Origin of the sequence: Janthinobacterium sp. NFX145 (genome assembly GCF_049810325.1) — a bacterium.
GTDB lineage: Bacteria > Pseudomonadota > Gammaproteobacteria > Burkholderiales > Burkholderiaceae_D > Janthinobacterium > Janthinobacterium rivuli.
In genome coordinates, this window is sequence record NZ_CP187360.1 from 2,626,724 (window position 1) to 2,643,466 (window position 16,743).

General features: G+C 64.7%; 15 protein-coding genes and 1 riboswitch. Of the genes, 7 read left to right on the forward strand and 8 right to left on the reverse strand.

From position 1 onward, the window contains the following. Positions 1-3 precede the first annotated feature (3 nt). From ACPJXG_RS11720 to ACPJXG_RS11750, 7 genes are all read right to left on the reverse strand, one after another. Positions 4-324, reverse strand: a complete 321-nt coding sequence (locus tag ACPJXG_RS11720; protein WP_035819573.1) for a DUF2288 domain-containing protein — start codon at positions 322-324, stop codon at positions 4-6. 41 nt (positions 325-365) lie between these two features. After that, positions 366-1,073 (reverse strand): RES family NAD+ phosphorylase, encoded by a 708-nt coding sequence (locus tag ACPJXG_RS11725; protein WP_425254352.1) that lies wholly within the window; start codon positions 1,071-1,073, stop codon positions 366-368. Positions 1,074-1,075: 2 nt separating this feature from the next. Beyond that, positions 1,076-1,513, reverse strand: a complete 438-nt coding sequence (locus ACPJXG_RS11730; RefSeq protein WP_425254353.1) for an MbcA/ParS/Xre antitoxin family protein — start codon at positions 1,511-1,513, stop codon at positions 1,076-1,078. A 137-nt stretch (positions 1,514-1,650) separates the two neighbouring features. Beyond that, positions 1,651-4,278 carry a S53 family peptidase gene (locus ACPJXG_RS11735; RefSeq protein ID WP_425254354.1) on the reverse strand — a complete coding sequence of 876 codons (2,628 nt, stop codon included), beginning with the start codon at positions 4,276-4,278 and terminating at the stop codon, positions 1,651-1,653. 85 nt (positions 4,279-4,363) lie between these two features. Continuing rightward, positions 4,364-4,450: riboswitch (cyclic di-GMP riboswitch) on the reverse strand. A 274-nt stretch (positions 4,451-4,724) separates the two neighbouring features. Continuing rightward, positions 4,725-5,138: a fosfomycin resistance glutathione transferase gene (gene fos / locus ACPJXG_RS11740; RefSeq protein ID WP_425254738.1), complete on the reverse strand. Its 414-nt coding sequence runs from the start codon at positions 5,136-5,138 to the stop codon at positions 4,725-4,727. A gap of 20 nt (positions 5,139-5,158) precedes the next feature. Beyond that, on the reverse strand, positions 5,159-6,859 hold the full coding sequence (recJ, locus tag ACPJXG_RS11745) for a single-stranded-DNA-specific exonuclease RecJ (RefSeq protein ID WP_099403146.1): 1,701 nt from the start codon (positions 6,857-6,859) through the stop codon (positions 5,159-5,161). Continuing rightward, complete coding sequence (locus ACPJXG_RS11750; RefSeq protein WP_425254355.1) at positions 6,856-7,908, reverse strand: hypothetical protein; 1,053 nt, start codon at positions 7,906-7,908, stop codon at positions 6,856-6,858. The genes recJ and ACPJXG_RS11750 overlap by 4 nt, the downstream gene beginning before the upstream one ends. 160 nt (positions 7,909-8,068) lie before the next feature. Between ACPJXG_RS11750 and ACPJXG_RS11755 the strand changes: the two genes are divergently transcribed. The 7 genes from ACPJXG_RS11755 to ACPJXG_RS11785 all read left to right on the forward strand — a co-directional run bounded on the left by ACPJXG_RS11755 (position 8,069) and on the right by ACPJXG_RS11785 (position 14,529). Continuing rightward, positions 8,069-9,346, forward strand: coding sequence for a lipoprotein-releasing ABC transporter permease subunit (locus tag ACPJXG_RS11755; RefSeq protein WP_099403227.1), 1,278 nt, complete (start codon positions 8,069-8,071; stop codon positions 9,344-9,346). 65 nt (positions 9,347-9,411) lie between these two features. Beyond that, the gene (locus tag ACPJXG_RS11760; RefSeq protein WP_425254356.1) at positions 9,412-10,677 is read left to right on the forward strand and encodes a lipoprotein-releasing ABC transporter permease subunit; all 1,266 of its coding nucleotides are present in this window, start codon (positions 9,412-9,414) and stop codon (positions 10,675-10,677) included. 16 nt (positions 10,678-10,693) lie between these two features. Then, entirely contained in the window at positions 10,694-11,419 is a 726-nt protein-coding gene (gene lolD / locus ACPJXG_RS11765) for a lipoprotein-releasing ABC transporter ATP-binding protein LolD (RefSeq protein WP_035819561.1), read from the forward strand. Positions 11,420-11,431: 12 nt separating this feature from the next. Then, positions 11,432-12,229 (forward strand): TatD family hydrolase, encoded by a 798-nt coding sequence (locus tag ACPJXG_RS11770; protein ID WP_425254739.1) that lies wholly within the window; start codon positions 11,432-11,434, stop codon positions 12,227-12,229. Between the two features lie 7 nt (positions 12,230-12,236). Then, entirely contained in the window at positions 12,237-13,469 is a 1,233-nt protein-coding gene (locus ACPJXG_RS11775) for a PQQ-dependent sugar dehydrogenase (protein ID WP_425254357.1), read from the forward strand. Positions 13,470-13,667: 198 nt separating this feature from the next. Further along, positions 13,668-14,054 carry a Rap1a/Tai family immunity protein gene (locus tag ACPJXG_RS11780; protein WP_425254358.1) on the forward strand — a complete coding sequence of 129 codons (387 nt, stop codon included), beginning with the start codon at positions 13,668-13,670 and terminating at the stop codon, positions 14,052-14,054. Position 14,055: 1 nt separating this feature from the next. After that, positions 14,056-14,529, forward strand: coding sequence for a T6SS effector amidase Tae4 family protein (locus ACPJXG_RS11785; protein ID WP_425254359.1), 474 nt, complete (start codon positions 14,056-14,058; stop codon positions 14,527-14,529). 3 nt (positions 14,530-14,532) lie between these two features. On the opposite strand, the gene ACPJXG_RS11790 is transcribed toward ACPJXG_RS11785, so the two are convergent. Then, the gene (locus ACPJXG_RS11790) at positions 14,533-16,521 is read right to left on the reverse strand and encodes a helicase-related protein (protein WP_425254360.1); all 1,989 of its coding nucleotides are present in this window, start codon (positions 16,519-16,521) and stop codon (positions 14,533-14,535) included. Between the last annotated feature and the right edge of the window lie 222 nt (positions 16,522-16,743).

Below are 16,743 nucleotides of genomic sequence, written 5' to 3' on the forward strand. Positions count from 1 at the left end.
GCATCAGTGCCTGGTCGGCTTTTCCTGCTGCACCAGAATGAACGGGCTGACGACGGCGGCCCACAGGGATGCGTCGGCGGCCTGCCAGTCCAGCGCCTGCTGGTCGGAGACTTTGGCCACTTTGCCATCGGCCATCCATTGCGTGATCGTGGCCTTGTCGTCGTGCGAGATGCGCACGGCCACTTCGACCAGGTCCAGTTCATTGGCGACCCAGACGACGTTGCCCTGGGCGAAGTGCTTTTCCAGTTCGCTCCAGGCCAGGCGGGCCGTTTCGCTATTCACTTTGAGGCGCAGTTCGGTGTCTTTTTCAGGATTGGTTTGCATGTGAGATCAGGTTGCGGTGAGTCGGTGCCGATGCGCGCGGTTTATTTGCCTGGGACGGCTTCCACCTGCGGTATTGGCGTACCCCGCCATGTTAACCGATAGGCGGCGCCTTTGCGAACATTGCCCACGAGGGCGGGGCGGAAGCAGGCCAGGTTGGTGCCGCCCGCCAGCCGGGTGCTGGGGAAGATGATGCCCATGGAGCCGGCTTCGAGCAGGATGGCGGCCAGGTCTTGCGAGGCGATGTAGCTGGCCGGGTCGAGGCAAGCCTGATAGCGCTCCTGGCCGCGCAAGTCGTGGAAGCTGGCGGAAAAATCGGCCAGCAGCGACTGGTAGCTGACGCTGTCGTCGAAATAATCGATTTCCTGGTATTCCACGGTCTTGTGGAAAATGATCTCGGCCAGCGCCGTTTTCATGTCGAAGGCACAATACCAAGCACCCCGTTCGCCATCGTTGAAACGCGCCCCTTCCGGCCGGGCATAGGTGTAGGCGGCGTTGATGATGCGAAAGTGCGGCACGCCAAAAACCAGCTCGTCCACGCCAATTCCTGGCGCGCCGCCGTACTCGGCCACCAGGCGCGCATTCGTCGCGTTATCGAGCTCGAACAGTTCGCGCAGGTGCGCGTCGTCCTCGGCCAGAGGCGCCAGCACGGAGTCTTCCATGTCGGCGAAGCGCGACGGGATCAGGCGGCACGTGTCGATCTGGCGCAAGGCGGCCAGCGGCGGCAGGTGTTCATTCGGGACGGCAGGCACGATCACAGCCCTCCGCGGCGCGCGTCGAGCAGCTTGCGCACCGTTTGCATGGCCAGCAAGCCGCCGGCCAGCATCTGCGACAGGGGCGTGCGGCCGCCGAAGATCGGGTTTTTGTTGGGTAAACTGACCCATTCGTCGGCCAGTTTGTCCCCATACAGGATGTGCAAGGCTTTATAAATGCCCAGCAAATAGGAAATGCGCGTGATGCGGTCCACTTCCAGCACGCGGTCCGGGTGCTTCTTCCACTCGTACCAGGCGCTGCTGGACAGGCCGCCCAGCAATTCGCGCGCATCGTCGTCGCGCAGTTTCCAGGCGGAGGCAAGCTTGAAAAAGCCTTTCAAGGCCGCCTTCGACAATCGCTCGCGCTCGGCTTTGGCGTTCAGGTCGACGAGCACGGCCGGCTCGAAGCGGCTTTTCGGGTAGGCGTAAGCGAGATTCATGATATGTCCTTCGGTAAAACTCTGTTTAAGGATTATTTATACTCCTTTTCAGGATTCTTTGCAACGGCCGCGCGCATGCAAAACGGGGCGCGCCAGGACATGTGTCCCGGTGCGCCCCGTTGGCAGGCCGCGTTCGCTTATCTGGCCGTGACAGTGACGGGCACGTTCAGCTGCGCCGTCAAGCCGTTATTGTCCAGCGCCACGACCTTCAGCGTGTAGCTGCCCGTCACCGGCAGGGGCCAGCGGGCCGTGATGGTCATGCCGCTCATGGAAAACTGCATGCCCAGCGGCGCGCCGATGATGGAGATCCACAGCGCGTTCGCGCCCGGCGCCGTCAGCACGATGCTGCCGCTCATGGCCTTGCCGGCCACGCCCGTCATGGCGGCGGCGCTGATCGTGGGACCGGTGGCGGCGATTTTTACCGTCGCCACGGCCTGGCCCGTCAAGCCCGTCTTGCTGTCTTTGGCGATGACCGTCACGCTGTAGCTGCCCAGCACGGGACTGGCCCAGCTGACGGCGCCGGCGGCGTTGATGCTCATGCCGGACGGCGCGCCCGACAGGCTGTAGCTGACGGGGTTGGGCGCCACCGTCGTGGCCGTGAACGACAGGGCCACGCCCGGCTTGCCGCTGACGCTGGACACTGTCACCACGGGTGGCAGCGGGGCGGCGATGGCCACCGTGTAGATGCCTTTGCCGCTGAGGCCAGTCTTGCTATCCTTGGCCGTGACGGTGACGGCATAGGTGCCGGCCACGGGCGCGGCCCAGCTCACCAGCCCGGCGTTGCTGATGCTCATGCCGGCCGGTGCGCCGGCGAGCGTGTAGCTGACGGGATTGGGGGCGGAGACGCTGACGTTGAACGCCAGTGCCGTGCCTACCTTGCCCGTGATGGCGCCGGTGCCGACGACGGGCGGCGCGACAGGAGTGATCACGATGGCGTACACGCCCTGGCCACTGAGGCCGCTGACGCTATCCCTGGCGACCATGGTCACGGCATACGTGCCGGCGATGGGGTTGGCCCAACTGACCACGCCCGTGGCGGCGATGCTCATGCCGGCCGGCGCGCCCAGCATGCTGTAGCTGAGGGGATTGCCTGCGCTGGCCGCGACGGTGAACGACAGCGGCTTGCCGGCCGCGCCGCTGATGCTGGCCGGCGCCACCACGGGGGCTGTTGGCGCGATCTGCGTGCCCGACAGGCTGGCCAGCAGGCTTTTCACGTTGGGCGTGCCCAGGCCGCCCAGCGGGTCGTAGCCGACCCTGGCCGTGCACACGCCGCAAGTGCCGTTGCTGCCGCGCGTGATGTCGGCAAAGCTGCTGGCAAAGGTGCCGGGCACGCTGGCGATCTGGCCGTACAGCATGCCGTGCGCCAGGCCGAGCGCCGTCTTCGCCTGCAGCGCGCGGCTGGCGTTGGCGATGGCGATCAGGCCGGCCCATTGCGGCGTGGACAGGCTGGTGCCGCCGATGCTGAGCCAGCTGGCGGTGCTGCTACCCGGTGTCATCACGGCCGTGTACTGGCCCGTGGCGGGGTCGGCATTGAAGGCCACGTCGGCCACGTTACGCCGCAGCAGGTTGGTCAGGCCGGGCACGCTGGCCGTCTGGTAGCTGGGCAATGCCGTATAGGCGCTGATGCCGCCGCCCGTGCCGGACCAGGCCGTTTCGCTGCGCACGCCGCTGCCGCTATAGCTGAGCGTGGTGCCGCCCACGGCCAGTACGTTGGACGATACGGAAGGCCAGGACACGCCGCTGCCCGAGTCGCCCGTGGCGGCCAGGTAGCTCATGTTCTTGCCCGTGAAGGCGCTGTCGACGGAAGTCGTCCAGTTGCCCTCGGCGGCGCCAAAGCTCATCGACACGACGCCAGGCCCCATCAGGTTGGCCAGGCGCACGGCGCCCAGCAGGCTGTTGATGGACGCGTCGGGCGCCTCGATCAGCACGATGCGCGCCAGCGGCGCCGTGGCATGCGCCCACTGCACGTCGAGCGCGATTTCCATGGCCCAGCCCGAGTTATAGGCGGGCGCGGTGGCCGTCATGGTGCTCGACGGCGTGTTGTAGACAACGGAAAATTCACAGCCGCTGAGCGGGGCCGGCGGCAAGGGCAAAGTGGCATTCGTGGCGATGGCCTTGATGGTGCAGCCTGGCAAACCGAATTTCTGGTTGAAGATGGCCAGTTCGGCCGCCGCGTTCGGGTTGTGCATGGCGTCGACGATGTAGATCGTCTGCCCCGCGCCCAGCTGGGCCGCCTGGGCTGGCGTCAGCGCCGTGCCCGCCGCCGGCAGGGCGGGCAGGTCGTAGGCGGCGCGGATTTGCGCGGGAGAATAGGTCGCCACCACGCTGCTGCCGGCCATGGGCGCGGCGACGTCGCTCGCGCCGCTACCATCGAGCAATGGCGCGATGTCCTGCGCCGCCTGTTCCGCGACGGCGATTCTTTGCGCCGTCAGGCGGCGCGTGGTCATTTCCCCCATGGCGCCGGGCACGCGCTGCAAGTGCGGCCGCCAGTGCGCCGAGCCGCTGCTGTTGGCGCTGTCGCGCCCGTCAGGCGTATCGAGCAGGGCCGGGGCCGCATGGAACATCGGTTGCACCACCAGCGCGCCGACGGCGTCCGGAATGACGGGCACCTCGACGGTGAACTGTGTCGCGGCCGTGGCGATGGCGGCAGGCGGCGTTGATGCCGGCGTCTCCTGGCCGGGGCCGCACGCGGCCAGCAGGATGGCGGCCGTGGCGCCCAGCAGCAGGCGCCCGTGACGGTGGTGCGGGGGAATGATTTTTTTCATGGCGAAACTCTCCGAGTTGGGCGAGGGCCACATCTCGACAATGCATCCAGGCTGGTGCCGCGCGCTGGCGGCTCCGGTCCTGCACATTGGCAGCCCCGCTGCCGTGGCGCTTGCGCGCGGTAGGCCGGTGGCTTTGCGTCCCCGCCTTTCGACGGGTTTGCCCTCAAAACTGATCATGCATCATTGGGAATTTCCTGATGCGTCATCAATTTTAGTGAATTTTCCAAATAAGTGTTAACTATTTTCAATCAATATTTTTATTTTTGCAATGAAATGTGGCTTATTTGCCTGTTGCTGAGTGGAATCTTGTCGACTTTGTTAAGTCTTAAAAGCAAGGTTATCAGGGGTGTACCGATGCATGACAGTGTTTTTTCACAACCACGGTGCTTGTTTTTTTGAGGAATAATGAATTTAACGAATTTATTGAATATTCGATGTGGCCAGCTTCAATCCTCGAACACCATGCCCTGGTACGGCGCTGCGCGGCAGGCCGCCAGCCGTTGCGCCAGACTGCCCGTATGGGCTTCCAGTTGGTGGCCGTCCGGATCGAGAAAATACAGGGAATCGCCGGCGCTGCGGTTTTCCTGCCATTCGGGCACGCCAGCTGCGCGCAGGCGGGCGGCAAAGGCGGGGAAGTCGTGCTGGGAAATGGAAAACGCGTAATGCGTGTAGGCCGGGCTGGCCAGCGCAGCCGTGCCTTGCCCGTCCAGCGACAGGCATAGCCACAAATCCCCGGCCGACAGATACGCGCCCCTGTCCCAGCGCGCATGCAGGCGCAGGCCCAGCATCTCGCGGTAAAAGGCGACGCTGCGCGCCAGGTCGCGCACGGACAGGGTGAGGTGGTTCAGGCCGGTCAGCATGGTGTTGCTTTCAGGTGCCATCAGACAGGTTCCGCATGCTCCACCATCAGCTGAACTTTCGTGGTGCCATTGTATTCATTCGCATCAAGCCGAAATGCGACCCGCGTGCGTTCGCCCAAGGCGTCCGTATGCCCGAACCAGATGGCATCGAAGCGCACACCGTTCTTCTCCAGCAGCAGTTTCAAGTGGCGTTCTTTTAAGATGCGCTGGCTGACGACGCGGAATTCATCGCAGAAGACGGGCGGGGCGAAGCCCTGGCCCCACACCTGGCCATCCATCAGCTCGATGAAGGCCGTCGTGTAATACGCGTCTTCCAGCGGGCCGTCCGTTTCCACGACGCGCTCCAGCTGTTGCTGGCTGAGCCAGGCCTGGCCCACGGCTTCGAAAGCCTTGGAAAAGGCGTCGAAAGCGTCGGCGCGAATGGTCAAGCCGGCCGCCATGGCGTGGCCGCCGAACTTGTCGATCAGGCTGGGCGCCCGCTTCGACACGAGGTCGAGCGCGTCGCGCAAGTGGAAGCCGGGGATCGAGCGGCCCGAGCCCTTGATCCAGCCGTCCGCGCCGGGCGCGAACGTGATGGTCGGGCGGTAGAATTTTTCCTTCAGGCGCGAGGCCACGATGCCGATCACGCCCTGGTGCCACGATTCATCGAACACGCTGATGGTGCTGCTGTTGGCCGGCTCGAAGTCATCGAGGTGCAGCAGGGCCGTGTCCTGCATTTCCGCCTCGATTTCACGGCGCTTCAGATTGATGTCGTTCAGTTGCTGCGCCAGCGCCCAGGCGCGGCCTTCGTCGTCCGTGACCAGGCATTCGATGCCCAGCGACATGTCTTGCAGGCGGCCGGCCGCGTTCAGGCGCGGTCCCAGGGCAAAGCCCAGGTCGAACGGCGTGGCGCTGCGCGCTTCGCGGCCCGCCACGCGAAACAGCGCCGCCACGCCCGCGTGCATATTGCCCTTGCGCATGCGCTTGAGACCTTGCGCGACGAGGATGCGGTTGTTCGTATCGAGGCGCACCACGTCGGCCACCGTGCCCAGCGCCACCAGGTCGAGCAGGTTTTGCAGGGGCGGCTGGGTTTTCTGGTCGTAAATCCCTCTTTGGCGCATTTCCGCGCGCAGGGCCAGCAAGACGTAGAACACCACGCCCACGCCCGCCAGGTGCTTCGACGGGAAACCGCAGGCGGGCTGGTTCGGGTTGACGATGACGGCCGCGTCGGGCAGGGTGTCGGCCGGTAAGTGGTGGTCGGTGACAACCACCTGGATGCCGCGCCGGTTCGCTTCGGCCACGCCGTCGATGCTGGCGATGCCGTTGTCGACGGTGATGATGATGTCGGGCGACTTTTCGCGGGCCGTCAGTTCGACGATTTCCGGCGTCAGGCCGTAGCCGTACTCAAAACGGTTGGGCACGATGAAATCGACGTCGGCGCCCATGGCGCGCAAGCCGCGGATGGCCACGGCGCAAGCGGTGGCGCCGTCGCAATCGTAGTCGGCCACGATGACCATGCGCTTCTTGGCGGCAATCGCGTCGGCCAGGAAGACGCCGGCCGCGCCGATGTGCAGCAAGCCGGACGGCGGCATCAGGGCCGCCAGTTCGCTCGACAGTTCTGCCGCGTCGGACAGGCCGCGCGACGCGTACAGGCGGGCCAGCACGGGGTGGATGCCGCCCTGGCGCAGCAGTTCGGATTCGCGGTAGGGGCAGGGACGGGTGGCGATGCGGGTACGGGTCATGATGCTTTCAACTTGTTCAGGGTAATCGCGCGCCAGAATTTGCGCTGCGCATGCTTGCTGGTGGTGCAGGCTAGCCAGGCGTCGCGGTGGCTCAGCACCAGGCGCAGCTGGCCAAGGCGGCCATCCTTGACGGCCGCCAGCAGGGGCGCGAACCAGTCCGTTTCCAGCGCTTGCAACTGCTGCAGCCACATGCCCCATTCCTGGGCTTGCGCCGCTTCGATCAAGCCGCCCAGCACGACGATCGCGTCCTGTTGGCTTGCCAGCACACTGTTTGGACTGGCATCGCGCTGCGCCGGTTCCGCCAGCGCGGCCAGCCAGCCCGGTGCGTCTTTGGTATGCAGGCTGGCCGCGCAGCGCGCAGCTTCAGCGTTGGCCAGGCTGGCGCCCCAGATCCAGAAAGAATTGATGGCTTTCAAGCCCCGCTCTTCGCGCGCCGCATTGACGGGATGTTCATGCCACAGCATCTGCACTTCATTTTGCAGGCGGCGCGCGGCGCGCGCGTGCTCGCCTTCCGGCATCCACACGGATAGGTCTTGCGTGGTGGCGGCGTCCGGCGTGGCGCACTGCAAGTCGCTCCAGCCATCGGCGCGCATGAACCAGGTGCCCGCGTCGCCATACGACAGGGGCTGGCCAATTTCGTCGAAATACGGGCGCGCCGTGTCGAACAAGGTGCGGCCATCGGCCTCGCTCAGCTTGAGCTGCCGCAAGTCTTCCAGGCTGATATGGCTGCGGGCGATGGCCAGGTGGGCCGGATGCAGCAGGAAGTAGCGCGCGCCCGGTTCCGGCACCAGGCCGTAGCCGCGCATGGCCTGGGCCGCAAAGGCCGATTGCGCCGCCTCGCCGTTGGGCGCGGGCGACAGGCTCAAGGCATGCGCCAGCCACGCTTCGTGCGGCAGCAGCCGGTTGGCGTTGTCAAAAGTTTCTAAATTGCAATCAGAGGTGCGCGACAGCAGGGCCGCCAGGGCGGGCGCCTGCAAGACCTTGAGCAGGTCGGCAGCCAGCTCGGCATTGGGCAAGGCGAAGGGCAGGACGAGGGTAAGTTGATTCATCCCGAGATTGTAGGCGATTGTGGCGCTGGAGGAGTAGTTCCCGCGGTTTTTCCCTAGCCGCCGGGTGCGGAAAAATGGCGCCACGGTGATGTGTTTCGCGCATGAAATACCATTTGTGTGGCACACTGCGCGCTCGCATATCACGTTGTCGCGGGAGCGCATGAGCATCATCAAACAATTTCCTTTCGAATGGCAGGTCGGCGTGCGCTATACGCGCGCCGGGAAACGCAGTGGCCGCAACAGCTTCATTTCCTTCATTTCCCTCATTTCCGTGGCCGGCATCGGCCTGGGCGTGGCCGCCCTGATCGTCGTCCTGTCCGTCATGAACGGCTTCCAGAAGGAAGTCACCGACCGTTTGATGTCGGTGCTGGCCCACGTCGAGGTGTTCGACACGAGCGGCTCGATGCCGAACTGGCAGGCGCAGGAGCGCGCCGCCTACGCCAACCCGCAAGTGAAAGCCGTGTCGCCGTTCGTGGAAACCCAGGGCATGCTGCTGAACGACGAAACCATGCGCCCATCCGTCGTGCGCGGCGTGCTGCCGCAGCAGGAAGCCACCGTCTCCAGCGTGGCGAGCCAGATGAAGCAGGGCAGTTTCAAGGAATTGACGCCAGGCTCGTACAACATCGTGCTGGGCATCGACCTGGCCAAGGCGCTCGACGTAAAGGTGGGGCAGAACGTCACCCTGATGCTGGAACGCGAACCGAGGGCGGGCGATCCTGCCACCGGCATCGTCATGCCACGCATGCGCGCGCTCAAAGTATCTGGCATCTTCGAGGCGGGCCACAATGAACTCGATGGCAGCCTGGCGTTTGTGAACATGCAGGATGCGGAGCAGCTGCTGCAGCTCGACGGCCCGTCCGGCCTGCGTTTGCGCCTGCACGACATGAACCAGGCGCCGCAAGTGGCGCGCGAACTCAAGGCATCGATGCCGGGCCAGCTGTGGATGCGCGACTGGTCGCGCGCCAGTGCCAGTTGGTATGCGCTGGTGCAAAGCCAGAAGAACATGATGTTCATCATCCTCAGCATGATCATCGCCGTGGCCGCGTTCAACCTGGTCTCGACCCTGGTGATGTCGGTCACCGACAAGCAGGCCGACATCGCCATTTTGCGCACCCTGGGCGCCTCGCCGTTCTCCATCATGAAGATTTTCATGATCCAGGGCGCGCTGGTCGGCTTGCTGGGGAGTGCCCTGGGCGTGATCGGCGGCGTCGTGCTGGCGCTGAATGTGGGCGTCATCGTGCCCTTCATCGAAGGCATCTTCGGCCTGCACTTCATCTCCAAGGAAATCTACCAGATCAGCGCCGTGCCGTCCGACGTGCATTGGCTGGACGTGGCGCAGATCGGCCTGATCGCCTTTGGCCTGGCGCTGGTGGCGACCATCTACCCGAGCTGGCGCGCCGCGCGTGTCAAGCCGGCCGAGGCGCTGCGGTATGAATAGTTGGCTGATCAACAAACTGCCGGGGTCAGACCCGGCGGGTCAGACCCCTTGGAATTAACGAATCAATGAGCATGTTAAAAAATCTTCCTTTCGAATGGCTGGTCGGCTTGCGCTACACGCGGGCCGGCAAGCGCAGTGGCCGCAACAGTTTTATCTCTTTTATTTCGCTCATTTCCATGGCCGGCATCGGCCTGGGCGTGGCGGCGCTGATCGTCGTGCTGTCCGTGATGAATGGCTTCCAGAAGGAAGTGACGGACCGCATGTTGTCCGTGCTGGCCCATGTGGAAGTGTTCGACAACAGCGGCAGCATGCCGGACTGGCGCGCTGAAGCGGCGCAGGCTTTCAAGAATCCTGCCGTGAAAGGCGCCGCGCCGTTCGTGGAAACGCAGGGCATGCTGCTGCGCGACGATGCGCTGCGCCCCGCCATCGTGCGCGGCGTGCTGCCCGAGGAAGAGCCGAACGTCTCCGACGTGGCAGGCCAGACGCGCATGGGCACCTTCAAGGCGCTACAGCCGGGCACCTTCAATATCGTGCTGGGCATCGAGCTGGCGCGCGCCCTGCGCGTCAACCTCGGCGAAAAAGTCACCCTGATGCTCGCGCAGGGCCAGGTCACGCCGGCCGGCGTGCTGCCGCGCATGCGCAGCTTCACCGTCAGCGGCATCTTCCAGGCGGGGCATAATGAATTCGACGCCGGTTTGGCCTTCATCAACATCGAAGACGGCCAGCGTTTGTTGCGCCTCGATGGTCCGTCCGGCCTGCGTTTGCGCCTGGCCGACATGAACCGGGCGCCGCAAGTGGCGGCGGAACTGAAAAAGACCATGCCTGGCGACCTGTGGCTGCGTGACTGGTCCAAGCTGAACGCCAACTGGTTCGCCGCCGTGCAGACGGAAAAACGCATGATGTTCATTATTCTGACCCTGATCATCGCGGTGGCCGCCTTCAACCTCGTGTCGACCCTGGTGATGACGGTGACGGACAAGCAGGCCGATATCGCGATTTTGCGCACCCTGGGTGCTTCCCCTCGCTCCATCATGAAGATCTTCATGATCCAGGGCGCGCTGGTGGGCATCCTGGGCACGATTTTGGGCGTCGGCGGCGGCGTGCTGGTGGCCATGAACATCGACGTCATCGTGCCTTTCATCGAGCATTTGCTGGGCGTGCAGTTCCTCTCCAAGGACATCTATTTCATCAGTACCGTGCCGTCCGACCTGCGCTGGCCCGACGTCACCAAGATCGGCGTGCTGGCCGTGATCCTCGCCTTTTTGGCGACCCTGTACCCAAGCTGGTGGGCTGCCCGCGTGAAACCTGCGGAAGCCCTGCGCTATGAATAAACCACTGACGACTACCATGACCGATCTGAACAAACCTGCCTCCAACGGCGCTTCCGCCGATTCCGCCGTCCTTTCCTGCCGCGGCCTGGGCAAGACTTTCACGCAGGGCAGCTACAAGGTGCAGGTACTGGCCGGCATCGATATCGACGTTCACCGTGGCGAACGCGTCGCCATCGTCGGCGCTTCCGGCTCCGGCAAATCGACCCTGCTGCACCTGCTGGGCGGCCTCGATACGCCCACCAGCGGCAAGGTGACCCTGCTGGGCAAGGACTTCGCCACCCTCAGCGAAAAGGCGCGCGGCGACTTGCGCAACGCTTCGCTGGGCTTCGTCTACCAGTTCCACCACCTGCTGCCCGAGTTTTCCGCGCTGGACAACGTCGCCATGCCCTTGATGATACGGCGCATGAAGCGCGCGCCGGCCACCGAGCTGGCGCAGCAAATCCTCACGCGCGTGAACCTGGCCAAGCGGGTCACGCACACGCCCGGTGAATTGTCGGGCGGCGAGCGCCAGCGCGTGGCCCTGGCCCGCGCCCTCGTCACGCAGCCGGCCTGCGTGCTGGCCGATGAACCGACGGGCAACCTCGATCACGCCACGGCCGAACAGATTTTCGACCTGATGCTGGAGCTGTCGCGCACCCTGGGCACGGCCTTCGTCATCGTCACGCACGATATCGAGCTGGCCAAGCGCTGCGACCGCGTGCTGCGCCTGACGGACGAAGGGCTGCAGCCGTACCAATATTAAGGAACCGCCATGCTGTGGATCGACACGCACTGCCACCTCGACGCACATGAATTCGGCGATGAATCGCCGCAGGTGGCGGCGCGCGCGCAGCAGCAGGGCGTGGCGATGATCGTCATTCCCGCCGTCGAACGGGCCAATTTCGCCATCGTGCGCGACCTGGCGGCAGCGGCGCCCAACGCCTGCTATGCGCTCGGTATCCACCCGATCTACGTGCCGCACGCCACCGAGGACGATTTGATCGCCCTGCGCGAAGCCGTGGCGCTGGCGATGAACGACCCGCGCTTTGTCGCCATCGGCGAGATCGGCCTCGATTTCTTCATCCCCATGCTGTGCGAACCGGCCATGCGCGCCAGGCAGGAACACTTCCTGCGCGAGCAACTGAAGATCGCCCGCGACTTCGACCTGCCCGTGCTGACCCACGTGCGCCGCTCGCAGGACATCGTCCTCAAGCACGCGCGCCAGATCCGTCCGAACGGCGGCATCGCCCATGCGTTCAACGGCAGCTTCCAGCAGGCGCAGGGCTATATCGACCTCGGTTTCAAGCTTGGCTTCGGCGGCGCCATGACGTTTACGCGCGCCTTGCAGATACGCCGCATGGCCACGGAGTTGCCTTTGGACTCCATCGTGCTGGAGACGGATGCGCCCGATATTTCCCCCAGCTGGATCCACCCGGGCCGCAACAGTCCCGAAGAATTGCCGCGCATCGGCGCCGTGCTGGCCGAGCTGCGCGGCCTGGCATTGGCCGACGTGGCCGTTGCCACCAGCGCCAATGCGCGCGCCGTACTGCCCCGATTACCCTTGATGGAATGAGACCACAATGAACAACAAGATCATCCTGGCCGCTTGCCTGTCCGGTGCCTTCGCTCCCGTTATGGCTGCGACCAGCGCCCAGTGCGACGGCTTGCCGCGCCTCGACGTCACCACGCCGTCCGGCTTTTGCGTGGCCGTGCTGGCCGACGGCCTGAAATTCCCCCGTGGCGTGCTGCCGCTGACGAATGGCGACATCCTCGTCACGGACATGACGGGATGGGCGCCGAAGCAGGGTAAATTGTGGCTGTTGCAGCCCAAGGCGGCCGGTGGCGGCTACGAGCGCAAGCTGCTGCTCGACAAGCTCGATCGCCCGAACGGCATCGTGCAGGGACCGGACGGCATGGTCTACGTGGGCGAGGTGGGACGCATCTTCCGCTTCGACCTGCGCGACACCACGCGCACCGTCACCGACGTGATCGGCGGCAAGGCCAAGACGCCGCGCCTGCCGGGCCTCGGTTTGCACCTGCTGACGAACATGCGCTTCAGCCCCAAGGGCGACCTGTACGTGAACGTGGGTTCCAGCACCGACCATTGCGAGAACGATGGCAAGGCGCCCGATTCAACCAAAGCCTGTCCTTCGGCGGAGGGACTGGAAGCGCTGGGCGCCATCCGCGAATACACGATGGCCTGGCCGGCCGGCACGGTGACGAGCTGGCGCACGCATGCGCGCGGCTTGCGCAATTCGATGGCGCTGGCTTTTCACCCTGCGACGGGCGAGCTGTGGCAGGCGGAAAACTCGCGCGACGCCATCCAGGCCGCCATGCCGCAACTGAAAAGCGACGAAAACCTGCCGCATGAAGAACTCAATCTGATCAAGGCCGACCGGCACTACGGCTGGCCGTACTGCTACGACGACAACGTCGCCAGTCCTGAATATCCGAAGACGGCGTGCGACGCCCAATACGCGGCGCCGGAGCGCCTGCTGCCCGGCCATGCCGCGCCGCTGGGCATGACCTTTTATACGGCCAGCCGCTTCCCGGCGCTGTACAAGAATAGCCTGATCATCGGCTACCACGGCTACCGCAGCAATGGCCACCGCCTGGTGGCCCTGCTGCCCGACAAGGCTGGCGCGCCGCTGGGCAAGTCCGTCGACTTGATCAGCAACTGGGAACGCAAGGGCAAGCAGGGCAGGGGCGCGCCCGTCGACGTGAAGCAGGGGCAGGATGGCGATATCTATATGGCCGATGATCATAATGGGCTGGTGCTGAAGCTGCATTATGCGGCGCCGGGCAAACCGTAACTTTCACGGGTTTTGTACGTGTAGGTCGGATTTGCGGGGCAACGCCGCGCGTAATCCGACATCATTGTTGGCTGGTGTTGTCGGGTTACGGCCTTTGGCCTAACCCGACCTACCCGACCTACGCTTGACCTCGCTCAGTGCGGGGCTGGCGCATCCTTCTACAATCAGCCAGACCTCCCTCACTGACCATGGCTGGCCATGCATGTCCCCTTCCTTTTCATTGTATTGAGCCTGTGGCTGCCCAGCGCACACGGGCAGGGCGCAACCAATGCTCCGGCACCGCGCCTGAGCGCCGACCAGCTGATCGCGTATTACCAGCAAGGGCCGGCCAAGGGAGCGATGGCCGATGCTGTCTTCCTGCTCGATCAGCGCTACGCCAAAGGCTACCTGGCCGGCGTGGCCGATGCGGCGCAGGGGCGGCTGTGGTGCGATACGGGTCGGCTGAAAACGGTGGAAATCGACGCGCACATCGTCGCCGAACTGAAAAAGCTGCCCGCGCGCGCGCGTCTGGGCGAAGCGTCCACCCTGATCGTCGCCATTCTGGCGCGGCGTTTTCCCTGTTCCACTCCACCACCAGGAGGCTGACGTGAAACCTGCATTCATCAAGCTGCGCGAGAATTATCCGAGCGTGGCCGCCGTCGACCAGGCGACCCTGTTCGGCGAAATCGGCTGGGAAGACTTGATCGGCAAGGACAGCTTTGCCAATACCTGCGCCATCCGCGTCAGCCTGGCCCTGATCAAGGCCGGCGTCAAGGTCAAGGGCCGCATGGCCATCCGCAAGGGGCCGTTCAAGGGCGCGCTGATCGAACCGGGACAGGCCAAGCTGGCGCACATGCTGGCCAGCCCCTCGATGTTTGGCCCGCCCGAGAAATTCGCACGCGACGCCGCCATCGCCGGCATCGGCCAGCGCAAGGGCCTCGTCGCCTTTTTCCGCATTCCCGGTTACCTGGGTGGCGCCGGCGGGCATATCGACATCCTCTTGCCATCCATCGGCGTGAAGGTGTGCGGTTCCGAGTGCTACTGGGATTGCGCGGAAGTGTGGTTCTGGGAAATCCGTTGACGCCTATTTGAACTTCTTGCTGGAGCGTCCGCGCGAAGCCGCGTTATGCGCGCGCAGGATGGAGTCGACCCGCTCCGACGCGTCGCGCGACAGGTTTTGCGCCACGGCGATATCGGGGAAGAATTCGGGCAGGCGATAGCTGAGCCACGCATACGCGGAATAGTAGCGGCAAGTGTCTTCCACCTGCTGCAAATTCTGCGTGCCGCCGCCGTACGCATGCTGGCGCAAGGTGCTGGTTTTTCCCTGCGACAGATTCTTCGCCCAGTGTTCCCACGCCGTTTGCAAGGACGGCACCTTGCTCGATATCGGCACCAGCGACAGGGTGAACTTGTCGGCCACGGACAGGGGCAGGGTGTCGAGCCAGACGGCGCGCTCCTTCTGGTCTTCCGTGATGCGGGGGAAGAAGAAGCCGTCCGGCACGTCGATATTGTGAATGAAGCGGCGCAGCAGTTTAGACAGCGACAGTTCGCCCGTCACGGACGAAATGCGGTGCAGATGTTCAAGCGACGGCGCCACGGCAAAGCCGCTGGTATTGAGCGGATGCAGTTTTTCCTTCAGCAGCGCGCGCATCACTTCATGCGTCTCGTTGTCGTAGCCAGCCACCAGGCCCTCTTCATGCACGCCGTAGCGGCCCGCGCGCCCGGCGATCTGGCGCGCCAGCGCGGCTGAAATCTCTTCCTCTTCGCGGCCATTGTATTTGACGCAGGTGGTCATGACGATGCGCGCGATCGGCATGTTCAGGCCCATCGCCAGCGCATCCGTGCCGACGACGATATCGGCCGTGCCATCGCGGAAGCGCTGCGCCTGCGCGCGCCGCACTTCGGGCGACAGGTTGCCGTACACGGTGGCCACCGACAGGCCCGTTTCCGTGATCATGTCGCGCCACATCAGTACTTCGCGGCGTGAAAAGGCGATGACGGCGTCGCCGCGGCGCAGGTTGCGCACCTTGCGCACGGCGGTCGGCTCCATCGACAGGGGCGCCATGCGCTTGAGTACATGCACTTCCAGCGGGCAGTCGAGGCGTTCGGCCAGCGCCTCGATGGCGCGCCGCGCTTCCGGCGCTCCCACCAGATACACGGTGTGGGCGGGCGCGCCGCAGACGGCCGCCGTCCACGCGGCGCCCCGGTCCGGGTCGGCCAGCATCTGGATTTCATCGATGACGGCCACTTCGACGACGGTTTTCGTGTCCAGCATTTCCACCGTGCTGGCCACGTGCGTGGCGCCATCAACGACCCTGCGCTCCTCGCCCGTGATCAGGCTCACGGCCAGCGGTTTGCCATGCGGCGCGGCTTCCTGCAGGCGCTCGTAGTTTTCCAGGGCCAGCAGGCGCAAGGGCGCAAGGTAGATGCCGCTTTTTGCCTTGACCAGCGCTTCCATCGCGCGGTGCGTCTTGCCGGAATTGGTGGGGCCCAAGAGGGCGATGAAGCGGCGCGGCAGGCGGCGCGCCATCTCGAACGAGGCCGGATACTCGGCCAGGTTGATGCTCTGGCGCGTGCGCGCCGCATGCTGTTCTTCCTGCTGGCGCTCGATGGCGTGATGGAAGCGCTGGCGGATGCGGTCGAAGACCATGCCGGCCGGCTCGGACGTCTGCATGTCGGCCAGCGTATGCAGGAAAACCATCGGATCCGTGTCCACGTCCTCGCTCAAGCCCGCGATATCGGCGACGAAATCGATCACGTGCTGGCGCAGTTCGTCGAAGACGGCCACGCTGGCCCGTTCGCGCACGAGGGCCAGCTTGGCCTCGCGGTCCATCTTGCGCCACTTGGCCGGCCGCGCCAGCACGCCTTGGCTTGGTACCAGCGCATACGGCACCACCAGGTGGCCAGCCTTGACCACGCCGGAAAAGCGCACGAAGACGCGGCCTTCCATTTTCACCAGGCGGATATGCTCGGCCAGTTCCCCCAGTTCCGCGACCAGGGTGGCGTCGTTATTGTCTTCGCTGCTGTCGGAAATGTCGGTGGAGGTGTCGGGAGGAAGTGCGGAGGAAGTCATGTCGTGCCTGGGTGTTGAAGTAAGCGAGGCCGATTATACCGTCGATGGGGCCGGGCGGTGTTCGGCAAGCCATTGCCTAGCCGGCCGCGCGCGCACCAGGCGCAGGCCCCAACCGCTGCCATGCCGGCGCCGCGTTACGCGTCAAAATTGATCATGTAGCAAGTAAATTTTCCCCGAGGCGCAAAGAACGTTCAAAATGGGGTTTTCCATTTGCCCGTCGAA

Excerpts from the sequence above, each read along its gene's own strand:
- ACPJXG_RS11790 (WP_425254360.1), bottom strand. The coding sequence starts at position 16,521 with ATGACTTCCTCCGCACTTCCTCCCGACACCTCCACCGACATTTCCGAC.
- lolD (WP_035819561.1), top strand. The coding sequence starts at position 10,694 with ATGACCGATCTGAACAAACCTGCCTCCAACGGCGCTTCCGCCGATTCC.
- ACPJXG_RS11780 (WP_425254358.1), top strand. The coding sequence starts at position 13,668 with ATGCATGTCCCCTTCCTTTTCATTGTATTGAGCCTGTGGCTGCCCAGC.
- fos (WP_425254738.1), bottom strand. The coding sequence starts at position 5,138 with ATGCTGACCGGCCTGAACCACCTCACCCTGTCCGTGCGCGACCTGGCG.
- ACPJXG_RS11735 (WP_425254354.1), bottom strand. The coding sequence starts at position 4,278 with ATGAAAAAAATCATTCCCCCGCACCACCGTCACGGGCGCCTGCTGCTG.
- ACPJXG_RS11760 (WP_425254356.1), top strand. The coding sequence starts at position 9,412 with ATGAGCATGTTAAAAAATCTTCCTTTCGAATGGCTGGTCGGCTTGCGC.
- ACPJXG_RS11750 (WP_425254355.1), bottom strand. The coding sequence starts at position 7,908 with ATGAATCAACTTACCCTCGTCCTGCCCTTCGCCTTGCCCAATGCCGAG.
- ACPJXG_RS11755 (WP_099403227.1), top strand. The coding sequence starts at position 8,069 with ATGAGCATCATCAAACAATTTCCTTTCGAATGGCAGGTCGGCGTGCGC.
- recJ (WP_099403146.1), bottom strand. The coding sequence starts at position 6,859 with ATGACCCGTACCCGCATCGCCACCCGTCCCTGCCCCTACCGCGAATCC.
- ACPJXG_RS11720 (WP_035819573.1), bottom strand. The coding sequence starts at position 324 with ATGCAAACCAATCCTGAAAAAGACACCGAACTGCGCCTCAAAGTGAAT.
- ACPJXG_RS11730 (WP_425254353.1), bottom strand. The coding sequence starts at position 1,513 with ATGAATCTCGCTTACGCCTACCCGAAAAGCCGCTTCGAGCCGGCCGTG.
- ACPJXG_RS11775 (WP_425254357.1), top strand. The coding sequence starts at position 12,237 with ATGAACAACAAGATCATCCTGGCCGCTTGCCTGTCCGGTGCCTTCGCT.